Raw genomic sequence first — 21,619 nt, forward strand, 5'->3', positions numbered from 1 at the left:
AGTGATGGGATATGAAACGAATCATTCTCGCTTGTGCCGCAGGAATGTCGACGTCCATTGTAGTGTCCAAAATGAAGGCTGCTGCAGAAGCTAAAGGGCTGGATTATGATATCTACGCCATACCTGAAGGGGCCATTGCGGATGAATTAGAAGAGCATGGAGGAGATGTTCAGGTGATTTTACTTGGACCGCAAGTAAGCTTTATGAAAAAGGCAGCAGAAAAAACCGCTGCACCTTATCAAATACCTGTCGATGTCATCAATGTGAGATTATACGGAACAGCGAACGGGGAAAAAATACTAGAGCATGCTCTGAAACTAGCAAATGAATCTTAAGTAATTGGAGGAGAAGCAGATGACGGTATTAGAGGAAATGCAGGGAGCAGCCTTTCAAATCATTGCTCATGCAGGCGAGGCAAGAAGTCATTATGTCGAAGCGATTCGTCTAGCAAGAGCAGATGATTTTGAAAAAGCACAGCAGTTGATTGAAAAAGGGGAGGAAGCGTTTCGAAGCATCCACAACCTGCACTTGTCGCTGATCCAAAAAGAGGCGGCAGGTGAGCAGCTTCCCTTTTCTTTACTGCTGATACACGCAGAAGATCAAATGCTCACAACAGAGACCATTCATCTGCTCGCCATCGAAATGATCGAAATGTGTAAAAAAATGAACGCCCTGTCAAAATAGATATCAGCTATTAACCAATTTCTGTTATAATCATTCGGTAGATAGAGAGAAAGCAGGATTGGTGAATGAAAAAAACATGTATGTTGATTGTGGTTGGTCTTTTGGTGCTGCTCATTTCGGGCTGTATGGGAACGAAGGAGCAAACGATAGGAAACCAGCAAGTAGTCAAAGAGGAAAAGGGTCCATTACTAGCAAAAGAAACAGAAGAGATTCAGCAGACAAAAGCAGCAGAGATTGATACACAAAGCTGGATTGAGCAAAAGGAGCCGGTAGAGCTTCCGATTTTGATGTATCACAGCATCTCCAGCGGCAGCTCGCTTCGTGTACCAAAGAGCGAGTTTGCGGCTCATATGAAATGGTTGAAGGACAACGGCTATGTCACGCTGTCGCCAGAAGAAGCTTACCGCGTCTTCACAACAAATACGAAGCCAAGTGAAAAGTGTGTCCTCATTACATTCGATGATGGATATACCGATAACTATACAAAGGCATTCCCGATTTTAAAGCAGTATAGAATGAAGGCAACGATTTTCATGATTGCGCAATCCATTGGCCGCCCGAACCACTTAACGGATGAACAGATGGATGAAATGATAGCAAATGGGCTTTCGATTGAGAGTCATACCATTCATCATTTAGAGCTCAATCGTTTATCAAAGGAGCAGCAGAAAGAGGAATTAAAAGGATCAAAGGCATTCTTTGATCAACGATTTTCTCAGCATACGAGAATGGTCAGTTATCCTGTTGGGCGCTATAACGAAGACACGCTGAAGCTAGCGAAGGAAGCCGGTTATCAAATGGCTGTCACCACTGAACCAGGACATGCGAAAAAAGAACAAGGCATGATGTCCTTGCATCGTATCCGCGTGTCACCGGGACTTTCACCCGAAAGCTTTGGCAGACTGGTAGAGGGGAATCGATAGAGATCAAATCACAAATGTTTCACATGAAACATTTTACGACAAGTTTCACGGTGATGATTGGTGAATCGACATTTGGGTGGTTCAAAGGCGAAACAGAACTTTCATGAAGATGGAAGTTCTGTTTTTTTATCATTCATCAAAAAATTCCATATGAGCTTTTTCTTGCTTGTAATAATCGATTCGATCTTTCATGGTCCCGGTATGAAACTCAAATTTATGTCCATCAGGGTCCGTAAAGTAGATCGACTGATGATCTTTTTCATCTCTCGGACGGCCTGGCAAGATGTTGACGTTCAAATGTTTTAGCTTGTTGTACATGTGATCTACATCCTCTTCATCAATTGAAAAAGCGATGTGCGTGTAAGAGTGCTGAATGTCTTGACGAGGAATGTCTTTTTCCACATTCAGGGCAAGCCATAGCCCGTTCAAATCAAAGTAAGCTGTCTTTTTTCCTTTTACTAATAAAGTGGCGTCAAATACGTTTGTGTAAAAATCAATAGAGGTTTCTAAATCAGAAACAGAAAATAACAAATGATTGATTCCTTTTATCGACATCACATTCACCTCAAAACATATTTTAAAAAAAGCCTGTAGATGGGGTCTACAAGCTTGTTTATTGATAAACAGGATAGCCCGTTATTTTGATATCTTTCCCTAGTGGTTCTACTGAGAGTTGATCCAATTCGATGGCATCACTCATGAGGCGTATGCCTTCGCCTCCAAAAAAGGAAGGTGACAGCCGACCGCCAATGAGTTTAGGTGCCATATAGATGACCAATTTATCTACAAGCTGCTGTTCTAAAAATGAGGCATTGATCTGGCCGCCGCCTTCAATCATGAGGGAGGAGACATTTCTTTCTCCCAGCACTTGAAGCACTTCTTGCAGGGGCACCCGCGTGTCGCTATCTGTTATAAAGACACTGACGCCAGCTGCTTCTAAAGCGGCTCGTTTTCCCTCATTGGCTTGCTTTGTCGTAAAGATCCATGTAGGTGCCGTCTGATCAGTGACGATCTTTGCTGTCAGCGGTGTTGACAGCTTAGAGTCTAAGACAATTCGAATCGGATGATGCCCATTTGGAATCCGTGCAGTTAGTGAAGGATCGTCATGAATAACGGTTTGAGCACCGACCAAAATCGCATCATTGATACTGCGGATATGATGAGCATCATAACGAGATGTTTCAGATGTAATCCATTTACTGTCAGACGTAGCAGAGGCAATTTTTCCGTCTAAGGTAATACCTGCCTTGAGCGTCACGAAAGGTGTTTTTTTCGTAATAAAATGATTAAATACTTCATTCATGAGAATGGATTCCTGTTCCAGTACGCCTGTAATCACTTGGATGCCAGCATCTTGTAAGATGGCAATCCCGCGGCCTGCGACAAGCGGGTTCGGGTCAAGCGCTGCCACGACAACGGTTTCGACGCCTGCTTTCACAAGTGCTTCCGCGCAAGGGCCTGTGCGGCCGTGATGGGAACAAGGCTCGAGGGTCACATAAATGGTGGCTCCTTTTGCCTTGTCTCCAGCCATTTTAAGTGCATGAATTTCAGCATGCGGTTCACCGGCTTTCATGTGAGCACCGACACCAACAATTTCATTCTCTCGCACAATCACAGCCCCGACGAGCGGGTTTGGAGAGGTCTGACCTTTCATTGCCTGTGCATTTTCAAGGGCTAGATTCATATATCGCTCATGATGTGGCAATCGTACGCACCTCTTGCTCCGCCTTCATGTGACCTGAGCGGTTGATTTTTGTCTGCAAGTATTTTTCGTTAAACTCCGAGACATCACCCCAAAGCGGAATGCGTCCAGAAAGAGATAGACCTGCATGGCTGATGGCATCTGTCTTTTTCGGATTATTGGTAATGAGTCTGACCGGCTTTGTACGAAGTGTTTGAAGAACGGCGATGGCTTCTTCATATTGACGCGTGTCATCTTCAAAGCCGAGTGCTTCGTTCGCTTCTACTGTATCGTAGCCGTTTTCTTGAAGAATATAAGCCATGGCTTTACTGAAAAGTCCAATACCGCGGCCTTCATGATTGGCTAAATAGAACAGTGCACCTGCACCATTGTCTTCAATCATCCGCATGGACTGCTTCAATTGGAACCCGCAGTCGCAGCGCTTGCTTCCGAAAATATCACCAGTGTGGCAAATGGAATGCATGCGGATAAGGGCTTCGTCAGCGTGCTCGAACTCCCCATACACTAGAACGCTTGACTGCTGATGATCGGCAAGCTGGCGGGACGAGAGGCTTTCAATTAAAGCTTCATCTGACAATGGCTCTTTTCCATCGTCTTTTAACCATGAATACCAGTTGAACATCACGGTTCTGCCGTCTAAATTCACTGGCAATTTAATGGGTCCAGTGATATATATATACCCGTCTTCTTGCTGTACTCGTTTGATTTTATCTTTTAAAATGGCTGTTTTAAGATCTGTGTGTTTGTCCATATTATGCACCTTCTTTTTTGTCTGTTTCTTCAATCTGTAAACGAACGAGAACGCCAAATGGATCAACAAATTCGTTACTTTTCCCTGTTGTTTTCACTTGAGTGCCTGCTTTTGTCAGACGCTCGACAACGGACTGTCTGTCTGCTTCTTGTGGGAATACCAGTGTATAGCTTCTAATTCCTGAAAAACGTGGATCAATGGCTCCTTTTCGTCCCCGTCCCCATGCATTAAAGGCAAGGTGATGGTGGTACACACCAGCGGCGATAAACAGGCTTGCTGGTGGAGCCATTCTGATGTGAAAACCGAGCGTATTGACATAAAAGGAATCAGCTTCTTCTGGGTTAAGATGGAAATGTAAGTGTCCCATCACTGTACCAGCGGGAAGTCCTTCCCAAGTTGTATCAGCGGCTTCTTGCAGGAGACCATCTCCATCAAGAGGTGCATTTCCGCCACCTTTCAGTTCTCCATGCTCACCTACCCAAACGTCCTCAGGGCGATCAGCATATATTTCTACGCCAATGCCGTCAGGGTCACTTAAATAAATGGCTTCACTGAAAAAGTGATCGCTTGCTCCAATTAAAGGATAGCCTTTTTTGATCACATGTGCCAGCCATGTGCCCAGGTTTTTTCTGGTAGGTAATAAAACAGCAAAATGATAAAGTCCTGGCTCATGATCAGGCTTCTCCTTGAGCTGTGCATCCTCTTTTAACAAAAGAATGGGTTCCTTTGCATTGCTTCCAAGAGTGACGGTGGATTCCGTCTGTTCTACTATTGTAAATCCTAAAATGTCTGTATAAAAAGGTAAAGAACGCTCAAAGCTGGACACATGTAACTCTGTTACACCCAATCTTAGCTCCTCAACTGTCTTCAAGCTCGGTCAGCTCCTTCATGATATATGCATCGGCATGTTCAAATGTTTTTGAAAATCTATAAAAATGAATACCTTGTTACTTAAAGTAACTAAACTATATAATAGTTAGTGACTTATTTCAAGTAATTAATTGTGCTATAATGAAAAAAAAGAGAGAAAAGCGGGAGGGAGTAAGGTATGGCTCAAGTAGATGGCTGTCCAATCACAGATGCCATGGAGATTCTAGGCAAGAAGTGGGTCATTCTCATCATCAATCAGCTTCTGACAGGCCCTAAGCGTTTCTGTCAGCTTGAAAATGAAATGGACATCAGCGGACGATTATTATCAGAAAGGCTGAAGGATTTAGAGGCTGAAGGACTCGTTGAGAAAAACGTATACCCTGACATTCCAGTACGGATTGAATACGAATTAACAGCGCAAGGGAAGAAAATTGAGCCGATTATTCGTGAAATGTATGCTTGGTCTTTAGAACGTAAAAACAGCAAAAAAGGGGAACAAGTCTCTTCCTAAACGATTTCGATCAGTCTGTCTGATCGAAATTTTTTTTGTGCGATTTTCCAGAAATCTAAGTCAATAGTATGAAAAATGATGTTGACAATAAATTCATTCATCATATAATATCAAGGAGAAGAGGGTTCTTTTCCCTGTAATGGAATGGAGGTTATGCCATGGTATCATGAATGGGACAGATTACCTAAAACACGTTTCAAACCATCATTTAGAAACAGACATCTTTGGCTTTTAGGAAGCAAAGATTTATTTTTTCAACTCAATTGATAATGATTATCATAATCATCTATAAGTGTGATCCAGCGCTTATGAAGGTTATTTTTTTTATTATCTATTGAGAATAATTATCAATATCATTTAGGAGGGTTCACATGAAAGCCATTCGTTCAACATCACACGTATTATTGTTCTTTAGTTTTGTTCTATTATTTGCCCTAGCCCCAGTTAGCTCAGCCTCAGCAGCAGGCTTAGCAGATGGTCAACATTCAGCACAATATGTGGTATGGAAGGCAGATAGCGATTCGACTTCAACAGCGAATACGTATTTTGAAAAACCAGCCAAGCTTGTCGTGAAGAATGGAAAAATCAAAGCACAAGTCACGTTAACGAATAGCTCTTGGATCACAAGCTTTAAAACACTTGATCAAGGTGTGTACAAAGATGCGAAGGTGATCAGTACAAATACAGCTGCAAATAAGAGAACGGTTGAATTCAACGTGAACAGCCTGACAGAAGTCGTACCAGCAAAAGTGAGCGTGACTGTACCGGTCATCGGATATACAGGCAATTACGACATCCGCCTCAAGTTTGATGCAGCATCTGTTCAATAGAAAGGGAGGAAATTCGCTTGATGAAAAAAATGATGAGGCTATCAGTCTTCATGACCGCTTTATTATTGGCACTTATGCTGCCTTTTTCAAACGCACAGGCTGCCACGTTAAAGGATGGTACATACTCCGTCAACTATACTGTGCTGAAGGCTGAAGGAAATGCGGTTTCCATGGCAAATGATTACTGGCTGAAGCCAGCAAAAGTGATTGCAAAAAATGGGAAGCTGACTGTACAAATGACCATTAAAAATAGCAGCTGGGTGACGGAATTTAAAGTGCCGGGAAATGGCGGCTATGTCGACACAACGGTTCTCTCAACTAATAAAAAAGCCAACACAAGGCTTGTTCAGTTCCAAGCTCAGAGCTTGTCTAAGCCAATCAAGTCAAAAATTCATGTCACTGTTAAATCTGCTGATTATGATCATGATTATACCATTCAGCTGAAATTCGATGAGAGCAGCATGAAATCGCTTTCGTCTAACAGCACAAACAAATCAGCGGGTGCAGCAGAAGATCAGCAGCCATCAAAAGAATCAACTAAAACATCTGATTCATCCACGACAAAACAAGAAGAGAATCCTCAAACTGGTGATACAAACCAGACAGGGTGGCTCCTTGTGCTTGCTTTATGCTCAGGCGGATTTTTAGCAAGAAAGTGGATCATCAAGCATTAAGGAAGGAAGTGTCACCATTTGAAACGTCTTTTTCATCTAAAGGCAGCCATTCTGCTCGTTTTATTCAGTTTATTGACTGCGTTTCAGATTCCTCAAGGAACGGCTCAAGCGGCATCATTTGTTGATGGTGAATACACGGCCGGATTCACCATTTTAAAGAATGGCAGCACAGAAGCGTCCATGATGGATACGTATACAGAAAAGCCAGCTAAGCTGATTGTGGAGAATGGCAAGACAACAGCCTATGTCACGCTGAAGCAAAGCAAAGAGATTACAGATTTCAAAGTTGAACAAAATGGTGCTCTTGTCACCACTGAAACCGTCAGTGAGGATGAAACAGCCAATACACGTGTGATCAAATTTGATGTAGCCGACTTATCAGCCAAATTAAACGGCTGGGTGAAAATTTACTGGGATTTAGGCGGCTTTATTTATGACGAAGCGTATGACGTACAGCTTGCATTCGATCAAAGCAGCCTAACACTCGTTACACCTGCAAAGCCAGACGATAACGAAACAAAACCAGATGACCAAAATGGCACAAAGCCAGACGATAACGAAACAAAACCGGATGACCAAAACGGGTCAAAGCCAGACGATAATGAAACAAAGCCGGATGATCAAAATGGGACAAAGCCAGACGATCATCAGGCAACACCTGGCAATAACAATGGCACAAAACCAGATGATTCTGCGCAAAATCAATTAAAAGATGGCGAATACCGCATCAATTACAGTGTGCTGAAAGGGGATCAGGACGAGGCATCTCGGATGAACCAATACTTCTCACATCCTGCATCCTTAACCATCAAAAATGGAAAACAAACCATTTCCTTTACGGTGAAGGATCATACGTCTGTCGCTTCCTTGAAAACAGAGAAAAACGGATCTTATCAAGAAGTGAAGACTGTCAGCACAGATAAAGCAAAGAACACAAGAGTGGTGTCATTTGATGTCGCTGATCTGAAAAAAGCGGTCAAAGGAAAAGTACACATCGTGGTAGCAGCTGCTCACTATGACCAAACCTACGATATTCGTTTTCAATTCGATGCAAAGAGTATCGCTCCACTTAAGGACGGGCAGGTAGAGGAAGAAACACCGGCTGCACCAGAAACACCAAAACCAAACACACCATCACCAGAAACAAATAACGGCGGAGCTGCTCAAGAGACGGCTAAGCTTAAAGATGGTGTATACAAGCTGCCTTTCTCAATGAAGAAAGCAGACAAGGATGAGCCTTCTCGTATGAACGATTACGTCGTGAGCCCTGCGACATTGGTGGTAAAAAATGGCCGCCATTTCGTTTCATATACAGTGAAGAACAGCTCCGCCATCACATCCTTCCAAGTAGGGACAGGCGGGAAATATGAAGAGACTCTTGTCGCAAAAACAGATCAAAAAGCAGACACACGAGTGATTCAATATGAAGCCAAAAGTTTAAGCACTGCTCAAGCAGCACGCGTAAAAATTGATATTCCGGCTGCGAATTATCATGAGCAGTACGATGTCAAACTTGTCTATGACACAAAAGGAATCACTCTTGGTGAAGGAAGCGGCATTGCTATGGTAATCGGAGACGATGAGAGTATCGGCTTTGTCAAAAATCCAAATGATCGCGATTCTCAAACAAATCAGCTTGAAAATCTAGCGCCAGAGGAAACAGGCGCAGAGCAGATGACATTTACTCCATCAGATGACCAAACCAAGTCTGAGACTGGACAGTTGAATCCGAAAACAGGAGATACCTCTCTTTTTTGGGTGTATATTCTTTTATTCGGCGGGTCATTATTCGTACTCGTCAGAAAGTATCAAACAAGAACAAGATAGATGGATTAGTTTAAGTGAGATGCGCAATTTCTCTCGGCGCATCCACTCTCTTTTTTCGAAAGGAGGCTTCTGTTTTTGAAGCATCGAATGTTATGTACCCTGATCGCTGCTCTTAGTGTGTGCGTGATCTTATCGGGCTGCTCACAGTCAGCCGAAAGTTCAGCGAAAGGCAAAAAAAGCGCAGAATCAAGTGCGCGCATTGTGGCAACGACTGTAGCTGCTGTGGAGATTATGGATGCTTTAGAGGTGGATCTTGTCGGGGTGCCAACAAGTCAAAAATCCTTGCCAGCTCGTTATAAAGGACTGCCGGAAGTCGGTAATCCAATGAGCCCGGACATGGAAATCATCCAATCACTTCAACCGACAGATGTCCTGTCTGTCACAACCCTTCAATATGATTTAGAGACACCCTTTCAGCAAGCAGGTGTCCCTGCCACATACTTAAATCTCGAGAGCCTTGGTAGCATGGAGAAGGCGATCACGAAGCTCGGAGCTCAGTATGACAGAAAGAAACAAGCCGAGCGCATCGTGTCTGACTTTGAACAAAAAAAGAAAGACATACAAGAGAAGACGAAGGGAAAGCGCAAGCCGTCCGTTCTGATTTTGCTTGGTGTACCGGGCAGTTATTTGGTGGCAACAGAGAATTCATATATTGGTGATCTTGTACGTATCGCAGGCGGAAAGAACATTGTCAAAGGTGAGAAAATGGAGTATTTGGCATCTAATACGGAGTATTTACAAAAAGCCAATCCAGATATCATACTCCGGGCCGCACATGGGATGCCAGATGAAGTTGTCCGCATGTTTGATCAAGAATTTAAAACAAATGACATCTGGAAGCATTTTCATGCGGTCAAGCAAGACCGGGTGTACGACCTCGAAGAAAGCTTATTTGGGACAACGGGCAATTTAAAGGCAGCAGAAGCATTAGATGAACTAACGCGTATGCTCTACCCGTCATAAGCGGCGAATCTTAATGATAAAAGGACGTTCAAGATGAAAAAAACAGGGATTTTATTTCTGATAGTTAGTCTCTTACTGGTGTGCGTGTTTATTTATTCCGCCATTACTGGGAGTATTCATGTCACCCCGATTGAATTATTGGAAGGGCTCATCACCGGTCAACATGCACAGGTAGACATCATTAAAGATTTGAGAATTCCCCGCATGCTCATCGCAATGTTTACAGGGGCCGCCTTATCTGTCTCCGGTGTACTGCTGCAGTCGGTCATGAGAAATCCATTAGCTGATGCCGGCGTCATTGGAATTTCATCAGGAGCCAGCTTCTTTTCTTTAATGGCGATTACAGCGCTTCCTCAATTTTATTTCTACTCTCCTTTATTTTCGGTATTAGGCGGAGCCATTGCATGTTTCCTCGTGTACGTTCTGTCTTGGAAGGGCGGCTTAAGCCCAATCCGTATGATTTTGGTTGGGATCGCCATCAATGCCATGTTTACTGGAATGGCTGAAGCATTTGTGACCATTTGCAGCTATTTCAATATCACGATCAATCAGTCAGGACAGTCAAATCTCACGATGAAAACGTGGGGAGATGTCCGTTTAATCGGAGTCTATGGCGTCGCCGGTCTTGTCGTAGCACTTTTCTTCAGCAGATGGTGTAATCTCTTGGCTCTTCAGGACAAGACAGCGAAAAATTTAGGGTTGCGTGTGACCAGAATGCGCCTTTTGATTTCCATCACAGCGGTATTACTCGCGGCGGTGACAGCTGCGGTAGCGGGCGTGATTGCCTTTGTCGGTTTGCTCATTCCGCACATTTCAAGAAGGCTTGTTGGCTCGGATCATCGGGTACTCATTCCATTTTCTGCGTTAAGCGGGGCTTTGCTGATTTTGACGGCTGATACGCTCGGCAGGACGCTTGTCGCGCCAAATGAGATTCCTGCTTCTACGATCATGGCCGTGATTGGCGGGCCGTTTCTGATCTTTTTATTAAGAAGGGGGGACCGTCTCCATGGACATTCGTGAGGTGTCATTCTCATATGACCAGCAGAAGGACATCGTTCAATCGGTCACAACACAGATTGAAAAGGGGAAAATCACAACCATTATCGGTCCAAATGGCTCGGGGAAATCCACACTGCTTTCCTTGATGGCGAATAATCATTGTCCAAACAAAGGGCAAATTCACTTAGACGGACAAGCGCTGAATGCATTTAAGCCAAAGGAGCTGGCAAAAAAGCTGGCTGTCGTCCATCAGCAAAATGAAGCACCGCTTGATTTAACGATCGAACGGGTCGTGGCATTCGGTAGAACGCCGTACCAGACGATGCGCGGGGGTGACAAGGAAGAGGATGAGAGAGCGATAGAGTGGGCACTGTCCAGTACAAAACTAACGGAAAAACGAAAGGTGCCGCTCGCCTCACTGTCAGGTGGTGAGCGTCAGCGTGTATGGATTGCGATGGCACTTGCGCAAAAAACACCGATCCTTTTCTTAGATGAACCGACAACCTATTTGGATATCTACTATCAATTTGACATTCTTGAGCTGATCCGTGAGCTCAATGTCGTGCATGGACTCACGATTGTCATGGTGCTGCACGACATGAATCAGGCTGTCCGCTACAGTGACGTCATCATTGCGATGAAGGATGGACGAATTATCAGTGAAGGACAGCCAAACGATGTGTTAACTGAAGAGAATGTGCGGCACATTTATGATGTGTCCGTCACGATTAGACAGGATGCAGAAACAGGAATGTACATCGTGCCTGTTGGCATATAAAAGCAGGTGAGACAGTGTGAAAAGAGGAAAACGGGTCTGGCAGCGTATGCTGACGATCGTCTGTTTAGGAGTATTCATTTATAGCGGTACAGCCATTGGTTTAGAACTGTTCGGCTATTATCAAAATCGTCAGGTGCTTGCAAAGGCTCAGACGATGTATGGTCAAGAGCAAGGAATGACTGAAAGCCGGGAACCGGGAACCACCCGTACGTCATTTGATGAGCTGCGGAAGGTGAACAACGACATTGTCGGCTGGATCAATATGAAGGACACGATGATTCAGTACCCAATCGTTCAATCTCGTGATAATGCGTTCTACTTAACCCGCAATTATTTAAAAAACGACACCCGGGCAGGCAGTATCTTTATGGATTATCGCAATGACGTCTTGCACGAGAGCCCGAATACTGTGGTGTACGGGCATCGGATGAGAGACGGATCCATGTTCGCTGGACTCACAAACTATTTAAAAAAGGATTTCTTCCATGATCATCGGACATTTCAGTACGATACGCTGTATCAAAGCTATGAGGCGGAGATTTTTGCCGTGTATGAAACAACGGTGGATTTCGATTATATTCAAACCGATTTTCAAGATCTTGGCGAATATGCGCACTACTTACAAGCTGTGCGGAAAAAATCAATCTATCAAACGAAGACAGACGTGTCCACAGATGACCTCATCCTCACCTTATCGACTTGTGATCATGTGCTTGCACCTAAAAATGGGCGTCTTGTCGTACAGGCAAAGCTAAAGAAAGTTTACTAGAAAAGGAGAGACAGACGGTTGAAATTTTCACATGTGATCTTCGCTGGACTCGTCTTGATGCTTCTCCTCGGCGGATGCAGTCAGGCAGCACCTGTAGAGAAAGGAAGCGGGCAAGGTGCGCTGAAGATAAAGGATTTTACTGGCAGAACGCTGTCGTTTGAAGAATCCCCTCAGCGTATCGTCGCATTATCGACTGGAGACATGAGCATCCTGTATGCCTTAGGCGGTGAGGTAGTTGGCCGTCCGGCCGCCGAATTACCAGACAGCTTACAAAAGGCAAAGTCTGTACAAACGATTGGCACAACGCATCAATTTGATGTAGAGCTCATCACAAGCTTAAAGCCCGATGTTGTGCTTGGGAATGAACAATTAAACAGTAAGGACATCTCTACAATAGAAGGAATTGGTTCACAGCTTCTTTTGACAAGTGCCAATTCAGTGAAGGATATTCAGCGTCAAATAACGTTATTCGGGGATTTGCTCGGAAAGCAGCAAAAGGCCAAAGCCCTCAATGAGCAAATCGATCAGAGGAAAAAGCAGGTCAAGCAGCCTCAGAAAAAAGTGAAGACACTCGTTGTATACGGGGCACCTGGCACATATATGGCGGCACTTCCTCAATCCTTAAGCGGAGATTTACTGCACATCGCAGGAGGGACGAACATCGCTGAAAATGAACCGGCACTCGAGAAATTCCCTCAATACGCTCAAATCAATGCAGAAAAGGTCATCGAAGCCGATCCTGATCTTATTCTGCTTATGACTCACAGCAATCCTGAAGATGTGAAAGCGGGCTTTATGAGTGAAATGAAACAGAATGCCGCTTGGCACGATGTGTCAGCTGTCAAAAATGGACACGTCGAGATTCTGCCGAGTGATCTATTTGGGACGAACCCAGGCGCGGAAGTGATGAGAGCGATTGATGAGCTAGAGAAAAGATTGAAGCGATTGTCATCATGAAAATGAATGCAGAGTTAGATTTTCAAAAAAGACAGTCGAGGCGAAAATGGCTGATACCCGGTTTATTATTCTCGTTAGTTGTAGGTGCATGCCTAGGGCTTGCATTAGGTTCTGTTCAATTATCGCTGCCAGATCTAATCGCCGCTTTGATGGGATCAGGCCAGCCTGTCCATGAGAAAATTGTGATGGATTTACGTCTGCCGCGTGTTTTGATCGGTTTTATTGTCGGAGCCTGTCTCGCAGCATCAGGGGCGATTTTACAAGGAGTCGTCCGGAATCCACTCGCTGACCCTGGCATCATCGGTGTGACTGCTGGCGGCGGATTGGCTGCTGTGCTCAGCATGATTGTGTTTCCGCAATTTACGTATTTGCTGCCAGCTGCTGCTTTCCTTGGCGCTTTATTAGCGGCACTCGTGGTGTATATGCTGTCATTTGATCAAGGGGTTTCCCCGCTGAAATTGATTTTGGCGGGAGTGGCAGTCAATGCCCTCCTTGGGGCGGTTATGAATGGGTTTATGGTGCTTTATAGTGAGCGTGTGCAGGCTGTTCTGCCTTTTTTATCCGGAGGATTAAATGGACGGAGCTGGCATCATCTAAGCTTCGTGTCGCCATATGCGCTTGCTGGGTTGTGCCTTTGTTTTTTTGCCATCAAGCCGGCAAACCTTCTTTTGCTTGGTGATGAATCGGCGCAGTTACTCGGCCTTAGAGTAGAGCGCACCCGGTTTTTCTTAATTGCGCTGGCGGCGCTTTTAGCTGGTGCAGCTGTAAGTGTGAGCGGCTTAATTGGATTTGTCGGGCTGGTCGTTCCTCATTTTATCCGTCTTTTAATTGGAGATGACTACCGGTACCTGCTGCCGATCTCAATGCTGGGCGGAGGCGTACTTGTGGTTTTTGCAGATACAGCGGCACGGGTATGGTTTACACCGGTTGAACTGCCTGTCGGTATCCTGCTTGCCTGCATCGGTGCACCTTTCTTCCTCTATTTATTAAAAAAGAAAGGGAGGGGTTAAGTTGGAAGTGATAGCTATGGATGACGTGAGTCTCAGTCAAGGAGGCTTTCGGCTGTCGTCTATTTCAGCAGCTGTTCCTAAAGGAAGTGTGACAGGAATTATTGGACCAAATGGATCAGGGAAGTCGACTTTTATTAAAGCAGCCGCACGTCTTACATCGATCGAAAGCGGCATGATATACATTCACGATATACCGCAAAAAGAGATGACATCTCAGGAGATTGCAAAGGAAATCGCCGTTCTCATGCAGACGAGAACAGCCATTCCATCTATGACCGTACGGGAGCTGGTCGCACTTGGACGCAGTCCGCATCGTTCGATCTGGAAAAAGAGCTCGAAGACAGATCAAGAAGCGATTGAGTGGGCGCTTGATGTGACCAATAGCCGCATCAATGAAAACAGAATGCTGCATACATTGTCAGGCGGAGAAAGACAAAAGGCGTATATTGCGATGGCGCTCGCTCAGAAGACAGAGACCTTGATTCTGGATGAGCCGACGACTTACCTAGATATTGCACATCAGCTTGATTTACTAGAGCTGCTCAAACAGCTGAATAAGACGCATGGAATCACCATTTTAATGGTTCTTCACGACCTGCAGCAGGCAGCAAAATATTGTGACCGCCTCATTGCGATGAAGGGTGGTCAAGTTTATCAAATAGGGACACCAAACGAAGTATTAACAGAAAACTTTTTCAAAGAAGTCTTTGGGATTCAGGCTGAGGTTCACTTAGACGGTGAGCATCCGCTCATTATCCCAATCGCTTCGATCCAACAACAAAAGGGAGATGAACAGAAAATGATCATTGTCAACAACCAGGTAAGAGTAGAAAAAGGCAGTGCTGACCACCTCGTCAAGCGTTTTAACAAGCAGGGACAAGTAGAATTCATGGAAGGATTTTTAGGCATGGAAGTATGGGTCACGCAGCAGACAACCGATTACGATGAAGTGACCATTCATACCCGCTGGAATCGAAAAGAAGACTTTGTGAACTGGACAAAATCTCAGGCATTTGGTGATGCGCACGCTCATGGGAAAGCGAAACCTGAAGGACTATTAAAAAACAAAATTACGTACTACGAAGTGCAAGTCACTAGACCAGCTTTACAGAAAAAAGCCTAAAAAAGAAACATAGCGCTGCGGTTCATGTGCAGCGCTATGTTTTTGCGTTTTTTTACTTTCTGTCACATATCTTTGACAAAGTATTCAAACAACTGACACAATACCATCCAATTTTTAGGTAAAATTTACTTTATTTTTGAAGCGCATGGGTGTAAAGTACAGGTATAAATAACTAACCGAATGAAAAGCAAGAGTAAAATTTCACCGAGTAAACCATTTCAAACAGGCTATTATTTGTGAATCATTGAACAAATAGTGAATATTTTGTGAAGTGGTGAGCATAGTTATTTCGAATCATTCGGCATGTGAAAGTAAGGGAGGATGTAAGGCTGTGAGTGAGCTGTTTTTAGCAAGATTTCAATTTGCTTCAACGACATTATTTCATTTTATTTTTGTTCCTATGTCAATAGGTTTGGTGTTTATCGTCGCCTTGATGCAGACCCTTTATGTCGTCAAGAAAAAAGAGATTTATAAAAAAATGGCGAAGTTTTGGGGTCATCTATTCTTACTCAATTTTGCAGTAGGTGTGGTGACAGGGATTTTGCAGGAATTCCAGTTTGGGATGAACTGGTCAGATTATTCAAGGTTTGTCGGTGATGTGTTTGGTGCACCGCTTGCCATTGAAGCACTGCTCGCCTTTTTCCTTGAATCTACATTTATTGGACTTTGGATATTCGGCTGGGATCGTCTGCCGAAGAAGATTCATTTATTGTGTATTTGGCTTGTTTCTCTTGGTACGATCTTTTCGGCGTTTTGGATTCTACTCGCCAACTCATTTATGCAAGAGCCAGTTGGATTTGTCATTAAAAATGGCCGCGCAGAAATGAATGATTTTGGCGCTCTTGTAACGAACCCGCAGCTTTGGGTTGAATTCCCGCACGTTCTGTTTGGTGCGCTGGCTACAGGTGCATTCTTTATTGCAGGAGTTAGTGCCTATAAAATGATCAAAAAACAAGAAATCGCCTTTTTCAAAAAATCATTCCAGATTGCCATGGTCCTCGCTTTAATTTCTGGCTTAGGTGTGGCGTTCTCTGGACATGATCAAGCGAAGCACTTAATGAAATCACAGCCGATGAAGATGGCAGCAAGTGAAGCCCTTTGGAAGGATAGTGGAGATCCAGCGGCTTGGACACTATTTGCCAATATTGACACAGATAAAAAAGAAAACTCTGCGGAGATCAATATTCCGTTTGCTTTAAGTTACTTGGCTTATCAGAAGTTCAGTGGAGATGTGCCAGGCATGCTGACACTTCAAAAAGAATATGAAGCAAAGTTTGGCCCTGGAGACTACATTCCGCCAGTGAAAACAACCTTCTGGAGCTTTAGAATCATGGTTGGTGCCGGAATGCTGATGATTTTTGCCAGTATGATTGGCTTGTACTTGAGCTTTAGAAAGAAACTCGAAACGAACAAATGGTTTTTACGCTTCATGGTAGGGATGATTGCGTTCCCGTTTATTGCGAACTCAGCTGGCTGGATCATGACTGAAATTGGGCGTCAGCCGTGGACTGTCTTTGGTATGATGACGACGGCTCAATCGATTTCGCCAAACGTATCGTATGGCATGCTGTTATTCTCAGTCATTAGCTTTACGACGATTTATCTGATCCTTGCCATCTTGCTTGCCTACCTATTCATTCGAGAAATTAAAAAAGGTGCACATTCGGAAGAGGATACAGATCAAAAGGATGAAACGGACCTGTCTACAGATCCATTTGATGGAGGCGCATATCATGGCATATCTTAACGAGATTTGGTTTATTCTTGTCGCAGTATTGTTTGTTGGATTTTTCTTCTTAGAGGGATTTGATTTTGGTGTTGGGATGTCCATGCAGCTGCTTGGAAAGGATGCGCACGAGCGCCGCATTTTAATTAATACGATTGGCCCTTTCTGGGATGCGAATGAGGTCTGGCTGATTACAGCTGGGGGCGCTATTTTCGCTGCATTCCCTCACTGGTATGCCACGATGTTCAGTGGATACTATATACCATTTGCGGTTCTCCTCTTAGCGCTCATTGGGCGCGGAGTCGCCTTTGAATTCCGAGGGAAGGTTGAGAAAGCCTCTTGGATCAAAGCATGGGACTGGGTCATCTTCTTTGGCAGTCTGCTGCCGCCGTTTTTACTCGGTGTGCTATTCACAAGTATTTTACGCGGGATGCCAATTGATCAAGACATGAATATGTATGCTGGTTTTACGGATTTTGTGAACCTTTATTCAGTGATTGGCGGGTTAGCTGTGACGGTTCTTTGCCTTCTGCACGGATTGATTTTCGTCACACTACGAACAGAGGGTGATTTAAGAGATCGTGCAAGAAAGCTTGGCAAGCGTGTCCTGCTTATTGCGCTGCCAGTTCTTGTCCTATTTGTCGGTGTATCTATCATGGAAACAGACATTTATACGGTACGCCCGATCATCACCATTCCGTTAACTGTCCTAATTGTGGTTTGTTACGTCGCGGCTCTATTCTTTATGAAAAAAGAACGTGATGGCTGGACATTCTTATTCACAGGTGCAGGCATCATGGTGACAGTGACGATGCTTTTCACTGCATTGTTCCCGCGCGTCATGATTAGCTCAATCAACCATACGTTTGATCTTACCATTCAAAACGCTGCATCCGGATCATATTCACTGACGGTGATGACGATTGTTGCCATTTCTTTGCTGCCCTTTGTGCTTGGGTATCAAATTTGGAGCTATTACGTCTTCCGTAAACGTGTAAGCGGTAAGGAGCCAATGACCTACTAATGGATAAACGTTTGCTTCAATTAAAAGGAATAAGGGGGCTTCTTGCCCTTTTGGGTATTGTGTCACTCATCCAAGGAGCAAGTATTATTTTCCAAGCACAGTGGCTGGCACATGCCATTACTACGCTGTTTGACGGGAAAAGCCTTTCGCAGGCAGCGCCTTATGTCCTGCTGTTTCTTGCTGCCTTTCTGGTGCGGCACGGTCTCACCTTGATTCGGGAGAAGGTCATGTTTACCTACTCTTCCCGAATTGGAGCAGACGTCAGAAAACAGCTGTTAGACCAACTCTTTCGTTTAGGTCCAGCTTTCACAAAGAAAAAAGGTACAGGAAAGCTTGTCACATTAGCGATGGAGGGGATTGCTCAATATCGTCAGTATTTACAGCTGTTTTTACCGAAAATGGTGAACATGGCAGTGATACCGGCAATGGTCCTCATCTATGTTTGGACGTTAGACGAAACATCTGCTGTCATTTTAATCGTGACGCTGCCGATTTTAATTATTTTTATGATTTTGCTAGGCCTTGTCGCTCAGCGTAAAGCGGCCAAACAATGGAGATCGTATGAGAAATTATCCAATCATTTTACTGATTCTCTCCGCGGCCTTGAAACGCTTCGTTACTTAGGCATTAGCAAAAAACATTCCCGCAATATCGGGGAAGTGTCAAAGCGATATCGAAAGACGACCATGAGTACGCTGAAGGTTGCATTTCTTTCATCATTTGCGCTTGATTTCTTTTCCATGCTGTCGATTGCAACTGTCGCTGTCTTTCTTGGCTTGCGATTAATTGAAGGAGAGCTTCTGTTATTGCCGGCTCTGACCGCGCTTATGCTGGCACCGGAATATTTCCTGCCAGTACGTGAAGTGGGAAATGATTATCATGCGACGCTAAATGGAAAAGAAGCGAATGAAGCGATGCAGGTCATTTTAGAAGAAAAGGGCTTCCGCGCGCAGGAGACACAATCAGTGCAGCTAGACAAGTGGGGTGAACAAGCTGTGCTCACGCTGCAAGATGTTAGTGTCCAGCATGATGAACAAGCCCCTTATTCGATTCAGGATGTAGACCTCACTGTCAAAGGGAAGAAAAAAATCGGAATCATTGGTGCCAGTGGTTCAGGGAAATCGACGTTAACCGATGTGCTCGGCGGCTTTGTTGAACCGACCTCAGGTCAAATCACGTTAAACGGCAAGCCGCTTGTTCATTTACAGATGAAGGAATGGCAAAAGGAAGTCGTCTATATGCCGCAGCACCCTTATTTATTTCACATGACATTAAGAGAAAACATTCGTTTTTATGAACCGCATGCAACAGATGAAGAAGTGGAAAGAGCTGTCTGTGAAGCTGGATTATCTCAGCTCGTAGCGCAGCTGCCAAATGGTCTCGATGAGGTCATTGGAGAACAGGGAAGAGGGCTAAGCGGCGGACAGGCACAAAGAATTGCGCTTGCGCGAACGGTGCTGGGACAGCGGTCAATTATGCTGTTAGATGAACCAACGGCGCATCTCGATATTGAGACAGAGTATGAATTGAAGAAAACAATGCTTCCGCTGTTTGAAGATAAACTTGTGTTCTTAGCGACACATAGGCTCCATTGGATGCCAGACATGGATGAGATCATTGTCATGGATCAAGGAACGATTGCAGAAATGGGTACACATGAATCATTAATGCAAAGAAAAGGCGTGTATTATCAATTGGTACAGGAGCAGATGGGGGCGGTCACACATGGTCAGTAAAGGCTGGTTTATACCTTATATCAAGGAGAATCAAAAGCTGTTTGCGCTGGTTTTATTTCTAGGGGCAATTGCAGTATTCTCTGCTTCTATGCTGATGTATACGTCAGGATTTCTCATTTCAAAAGCTGCCACAAGACCTGAGAATATACTTATGGTATACGTTCCAATTGTAGCTGTACGGACCTTTGGTATTTCACGCTCAGCTGCCCGCTATGCAGAAAGACTGGCGAGCCACCAGCTCATTTTGACAATGATTGAAAAAATGCGTGTCCGTCTGTATGACATGGCTGAACGAAGTGCGAAACAGACAAAGCTGGGTACAGGTGAAATGCTTGGGCTTCTGTCAGATGATGTCGAGAGACTGCAGGACGCCTATTTAAAAACCATCTTTCCATCCATCGGGGCGCTGCTTTTATATGACGCATCCATTGGGGCACTTGGTCTATTCTCGTGGCCCTTTGCTGGACTGATGCTGCTTTATATGGCACTTCTCGTATTCGTTTTTCCATACGTCACAGTGCTAGTGAACCGGGCGAGACAAATTCAAATGAAAAAAGGCAGAAATGAACTGTACAGCCATTTAACAGATGCAGTCATGGGCGTTAGTGACTGGCTGTTTAGCGGCAGGCAGAAAGATTTTGTTGATGAATATGAACAGAAAGAAGCGAAACTGTTAGCGCTTGAAGCAGCCAAGCACCGGTTTATCCGTCTGCGCCTGTTTTTTGCCCAGCTTATGATTGGAGGAGCTGTCGTGCTTGTCGTGTATTGGAGCGGTTCGGTCGTTCAGTCAGGCTCGATGTCACACACCCTGATTGCAGCCTTTGTGCTTGTGCTGTTTCCGTTAACAGAAGCCTTTCTTCCACTCTCAGATGCAGCAGGTGATATTCCAGTCTATCAGCATGCTGTCAGCAGATTAAATCATTATGAAAAGCTTTCGTATGAAGGAGAATCAGAGCGCAAGACAGTGGATCATTCAGCTATTTCTCAAGGTGAAGCTGTCTGTTTTGATCAAGTGTCCTTTCGGTATGATTCGCACCAATACGTGCTAAAGCATCTCTCATTTTCACTGAAGCAAGGGGAATCACTTGCTCTCTTAGGAAAAAGTGGTGCAGGAAAATCGACTATTTTGAAATTGTTAGAAGGAGCTGTCGTGCCAAATCAAGGAGCTGTCAGTATCCAGGGGAAACCGGTAGAAAGCATTCGAGAAACCGTGTCCACCTATGTGTCAGTGCTCAATCAACAGCCGTATTTATTCGATACCTCTGTTTTAAACAATATTCGCTTAGGCTCTCCAGATGCGACAGAAGAGCAAGTAAAAGAAGCAGCGAGACAAGTGCAGCTGCACGATACCATCGAATCTTTGCCAGAGGGTTATCACACCGGTGTGCAGGAGACAGGGATTCGTTTCTCAGGTGGAGAAAGACAACGGATGGCGTTAGCCCGGATTTTGCTGCAAAACACCCCGATTGTTGTATTAGATGAGCCCACCGTCGGACTTGATCCGCGCACAGAGCGTGAGCTGCTTGAAACCATCTTCCGTGTGTTAAAAGGAAAAACGGTCATTTGGATTACCCATCATCTCACTGGCTGTGAGGCATGTGACCGCATTATGTTTATTGAAGATGGACAAATTGAGATGCAGGGGGAGCATCAGGATTTACTGAAAGAAAACCCGCGCTATCAAAAATTGTATGAGATGGATCGTCCATTTTCTAAAATATAAATAAACGAAATAACAACGTTCGGACAGAAATCTCTGCCC

22 protein-coding genes are annotated in these 21,619 nt (G+C 44.5%); 18 read left to right on the plus strand and 4 right to left on the minus strand.

All coding sequences use genetic code 11. From position 1 onward, the window contains the following. Positions 1 to 11 precede the first annotated feature (11 nt). From C6348_RS10475 to C6348_RS10485, 3 genes are all read left to right on the plus strand, one after another. Entirely contained in the window at positions 12 to 335 is a 324-nt protein-coding gene (locus C6348_RS10475; RefSeq protein WP_106042965.1) for a PTS sugar transporter subunit IIB, read from the plus strand. A 19-nt stretch (positions 336 to 354) separates the two neighbouring features. Continuing rightward, complete coding sequence (locus C6348_RS10480; RefSeq protein ID WP_034660460.1) at positions 355 to 684, plus strand: PTS sugar transporter subunit IIA; 330 nt, start codon at positions 355 to 357, stop codon at positions 682 to 684. A gap of 65 nt (positions 685 to 749) precedes the next feature. Continuing rightward, positions 750 to 1,607, plus strand: coding sequence for a polysaccharide deacetylase family protein (locus C6348_RS10485; RefSeq protein ID WP_106042967.1), 858 nt, complete (start codon positions 750 to 752; stop codon positions 1,605 to 1,607). Between the two features lie 129 nt (positions 1,608 to 1,736). Here the strand turns inward: C6348_RS10485 and fosM are convergent, their stop codons facing one another. Genes fosM through C6348_RS10505 form a run of 4 tightly spaced genes read right to left on the minus strand, consistent with a single transcriptional unit; the run spans position 1,737 to position 4,931 of the window. Continuing rightward, a complete protein-coding gene (fosM, locus tag C6348_RS10490; RefSeq protein WP_034660458.1) occupies positions 1,737 to 2,162 on the minus strand; it encodes a FosM family fosfomycin resistance protein in 426 nt (141 codons plus the stop codon). Positions 2,163 to 2,220: 58 nt separating this feature from the next. Further along, on the minus strand, positions 2,221 to 3,312 hold the full coding sequence (gene ribD / locus C6348_RS10495; RefSeq protein WP_034660457.1) for a bifunctional diaminohydroxyphosphoribosylaminopyrimidine deaminase/5-amino-6-(5-phosphoribosylamino)uracil reductase RibD: 1,092 nt from the start codon (positions 3,310 to 3,312) through the stop codon (positions 2,221 to 2,223). Next, positions 3,299 to 4,060 (minus strand): GTP cyclohydrolase II, encoded by a 762-nt coding sequence (locus tag C6348_RS10500; RefSeq protein ID WP_095285622.1) that lies wholly within the window; start codon positions 4,058 to 4,060, stop codon positions 3,299 to 3,301. The genes ribD and C6348_RS10500 overlap by 14 nt, the downstream gene beginning before the upstream one ends. 1 nt (position 4,061) lies before the next feature. Further along, on the minus strand, positions 4,062 to 4,931 hold the full coding sequence (locus tag C6348_RS10505; RefSeq protein WP_106042969.1) for a VOC family protein: 870 nt from the start codon (positions 4,929 to 4,931) through the stop codon (positions 4,062 to 4,064). A gap of 177 nt (positions 4,932 to 5,108) precedes the next feature. Here C6348_RS10505 and C6348_RS10510 point away from each other — a divergent pair, with 177 nt between their 5' ends. The 15 genes from C6348_RS10510 to cydC all read left to right on the plus strand — a co-directional run bounded on the left by C6348_RS10510 (position 5,109) and on the right by cydC (position 21,580). After that, entirely contained in the window at positions 5,109 to 5,441 is a 333-nt protein-coding gene (locus tag C6348_RS10510; protein ID WP_106042971.1) for a winged helix-turn-helix transcriptional regulator, read from the plus strand. A 371-nt stretch (positions 5,442 to 5,812) separates the two neighbouring features. Then, on the plus strand, positions 5,813 to 6,271 hold the full coding sequence (locus C6348_RS10515; protein ID WP_066031542.1) for an NEAT domain-containing protein: 459 nt from the start codon (positions 5,813 to 5,815) through the stop codon (positions 6,269 to 6,271). A gap of 20 nt (positions 6,272 to 6,291) precedes the next feature. After that, entirely contained in the window at positions 6,292 to 6,945 is a 654-nt protein-coding gene (gene isdC / locus C6348_RS10520) for a heme uptake protein IsdC (RefSeq protein ID WP_060597745.1), read from the plus strand. A gap of 18 nt (positions 6,946 to 6,963) precedes the next feature. Next, the gene (locus tag C6348_RS10525) at positions 6,964 to 8,772 is read left to right on the plus strand and encodes an NEAT domain-containing protein (protein ID WP_106042973.1); all 1,809 of its coding nucleotides are present in this window, start codon (positions 6,964 to 6,966) and stop codon (positions 8,770 to 8,772) included. Positions 8,773 to 8,847: 75 nt separating this feature from the next. Next, positions 8,848 to 9,735 (plus strand): heme ABC transporter substrate-binding protein IsdE, encoded by an 888-nt coding sequence (isdE, locus tag C6348_RS10530; RefSeq protein ID WP_034660451.1) that lies wholly within the window; start codon positions 8,848 to 8,850, stop codon positions 9,733 to 9,735. 33 nt (positions 9,736 to 9,768) lie between these two features. Beyond that, positions 9,769 to 10,755 carry a FecCD family ABC transporter permease gene (locus C6348_RS10535; RefSeq protein WP_106030670.1) on the plus strand — a complete coding sequence of 329 codons (987 nt, stop codon included), beginning with the start codon at positions 9,769 to 9,771 and terminating at the stop codon, positions 10,753 to 10,755. Beyond that, positions 10,742 to 11,512 (plus strand): ABC transporter ATP-binding protein, encoded by a 771-nt coding sequence (locus tag C6348_RS10540; protein ID WP_034660447.1) that lies wholly within the window; start codon positions 10,742 to 10,744, stop codon positions 11,510 to 11,512. Before C6348_RS10535 ends, C6348_RS10540 begins: the two co-directional genes overlap by 14 nt. A 16-nt stretch (positions 11,513 to 11,528) precedes the next feature. Then, complete coding sequence (srtB, locus tag C6348_RS10545) at positions 11,529 to 12,281, plus strand: class B sortase (protein WP_060597580.1); 753 nt, start codon at positions 11,529 to 11,531, stop codon at positions 12,279 to 12,281. Between the two features lie 18 nt (positions 12,282 to 12,299). Then, complete coding sequence (locus C6348_RS10550) at positions 12,300 to 13,238, plus strand: ABC transporter substrate-binding protein (RefSeq protein ID WP_106042975.1); 939 nt, start codon at positions 12,300 to 12,302, stop codon at positions 13,236 to 13,238. Next, a complete protein-coding gene (locus C6348_RS10555; RefSeq protein WP_106042977.1) occupies positions 13,235 to 14,248 on the plus strand; it encodes a FecCD family ABC transporter permease in 1,014 nt (337 codons plus the stop codon). The genes C6348_RS10550 and C6348_RS10555 overlap by 4 nt, the downstream gene beginning before the upstream one ends. A 1-nt stretch (position 14,249) precedes the next feature. Further along, positions 14,250 to 15,371 (plus strand): heme oxygenase, encoded by a 1,122-nt coding sequence (gene isdG / locus C6348_RS19220; RefSeq protein ID WP_106042979.1) that lies wholly within the window; start codon positions 14,250 to 14,252, stop codon positions 15,369 to 15,371. Between the two features lie 331 nt (positions 15,372 to 15,702). Continuing rightward, positions 15,703 to 17,118 (plus strand): cytochrome ubiquinol oxidase subunit I, encoded by a 1,416-nt coding sequence (locus C6348_RS10565; RefSeq protein ID WP_060597576.1) that lies wholly within the window; start codon positions 15,703 to 15,705, stop codon positions 17,116 to 17,118. After that, a complete protein-coding gene (cydB, locus tag C6348_RS10570) occupies positions 17,105 to 18,121 on the plus strand; it encodes a cytochrome d ubiquinol oxidase subunit II (RefSeq protein ID WP_012011719.1) in 1,017 nt (338 codons plus the stop codon). Before C6348_RS10565 ends, cydB begins: the two co-directional genes overlap by 14 nt. Next, positions 18,121 to 19,857 (plus strand): thiol reductant ABC exporter subunit CydD, encoded by a 1,737-nt coding sequence (gene cydD / locus C6348_RS10575; RefSeq protein WP_106042981.1) that lies wholly within the window; start codon positions 18,121 to 18,123, stop codon positions 19,855 to 19,857. The genes cydB and cydD overlap by 1 nt, the downstream gene beginning before the upstream one ends. Then, positions 19,847 to 21,580, plus strand: coding sequence for a thiol reductant ABC exporter subunit CydC (cydC, locus tag C6348_RS10580; RefSeq protein ID WP_106042983.1), 1,734 nt, complete (start codon positions 19,847 to 19,849; stop codon positions 21,578 to 21,580). Before cydD ends, cydC begins: the two co-directional genes overlap by 11 nt. The last annotated feature ends 39 nt before the right edge of the window (positions 21,581 to 21,619 follow it).

The sequence above is a fragment of the Bacillus sp. YBWC18 genome, from assembly GCF_002998775.1.
In the GTDB taxonomy this organism is placed as follows: Bacteria; Bacillota; Bacilli; order Bacillales; family Bacillaceae; genus Bacillus.

What these genes read in the sequence shown, in the direction of transcription:
- C6348_RS10475 (WP_106042965.1), top strand. Translation starts at nt 12, where the DNA reads ATGAAACGAATCATTCTCGCTTGTGCCGCAGGAATGTCGACGTCCATT.
- C6348_RS10480 (WP_034660460.1), top strand. Translation starts at nt 355, where the DNA reads ATGACGGTATTAGAGGAAATGCAGGGAGCAGCCTTTCAAATCATTGCT.
- C6348_RS10485 (WP_106042967.1), top strand. Translation starts at nt 750, where the DNA reads ATGAAAAAAACATGTATGTTGATTGTGGTTGGTCTTTTGGTGCTGCTC.
- fosM (WP_034660458.1), bottom strand. Translation starts at nt 2,162, where the DNA reads ATGTCGATAAAAGGAATCAATCATTTGTTATTTTCTGTTTCTGATTTA.
- C6348_RS10500 (WP_095285622.1), bottom strand. Translation starts at nt 4,060, where the DNA reads ATGGACAAACACACAGATCTTAAAACAGCCATTTTAAAAGATAAAATC.
- C6348_RS10510 (WP_106042971.1), top strand. Translation starts at nt 5,109, where the DNA reads ATGGCTCAAGTAGATGGCTGTCCAATCACAGATGCCATGGAGATTCTA.
- C6348_RS10515 (WP_066031542.1), top strand. Translation starts at nt 5,813, where the DNA reads ATGAAAGCCATTCGTTCAACATCACACGTATTATTGTTCTTTAGTTTT.
- isdC (WP_060597745.1), top strand. Translation starts at nt 6,292, where the DNA reads ATGAAAAAAATGATGAGGCTATCAGTCTTCATGACCGCTTTATTATTG.
- C6348_RS10535 (WP_106030670.1), top strand. Translation starts at nt 9,769, where the DNA reads ATGAAAAAAACAGGGATTTTATTTCTGATAGTTAGTCTCTTACTGGTG.
- C6348_RS10540 (WP_034660447.1), top strand. Translation starts at nt 10,742, where the DNA reads ATGGACATTCGTGAGGTGTCATTCTCATATGACCAGCAGAAGGACATC.
- C6348_RS10555 (WP_106042977.1), top strand. Translation starts at nt 13,235, where the DNA reads ATGAAAATGAATGCAGAGTTAGATTTTCAAAAAAGACAGTCGAGGCGA.
- cydB (WP_012011719.1), top strand. Translation starts at nt 17,105, where the DNA reads ATGGCATATCTTAACGAGATTTGGTTTATTCTTGTCGCAGTATTGTTT.
- cydD (WP_106042981.1), top strand. Translation starts at nt 18,121, where the DNA reads ATGGATAAACGTTTGCTTCAATTAAAAGGAATAAGGGGGCTTCTTGCC.
- cydC (WP_106042983.1), top strand. Translation starts at nt 19,847, where the DNA reads ATGGTCAGTAAAGGCTGGTTTATACCTTATATCAAGGAGAATCAAAAG.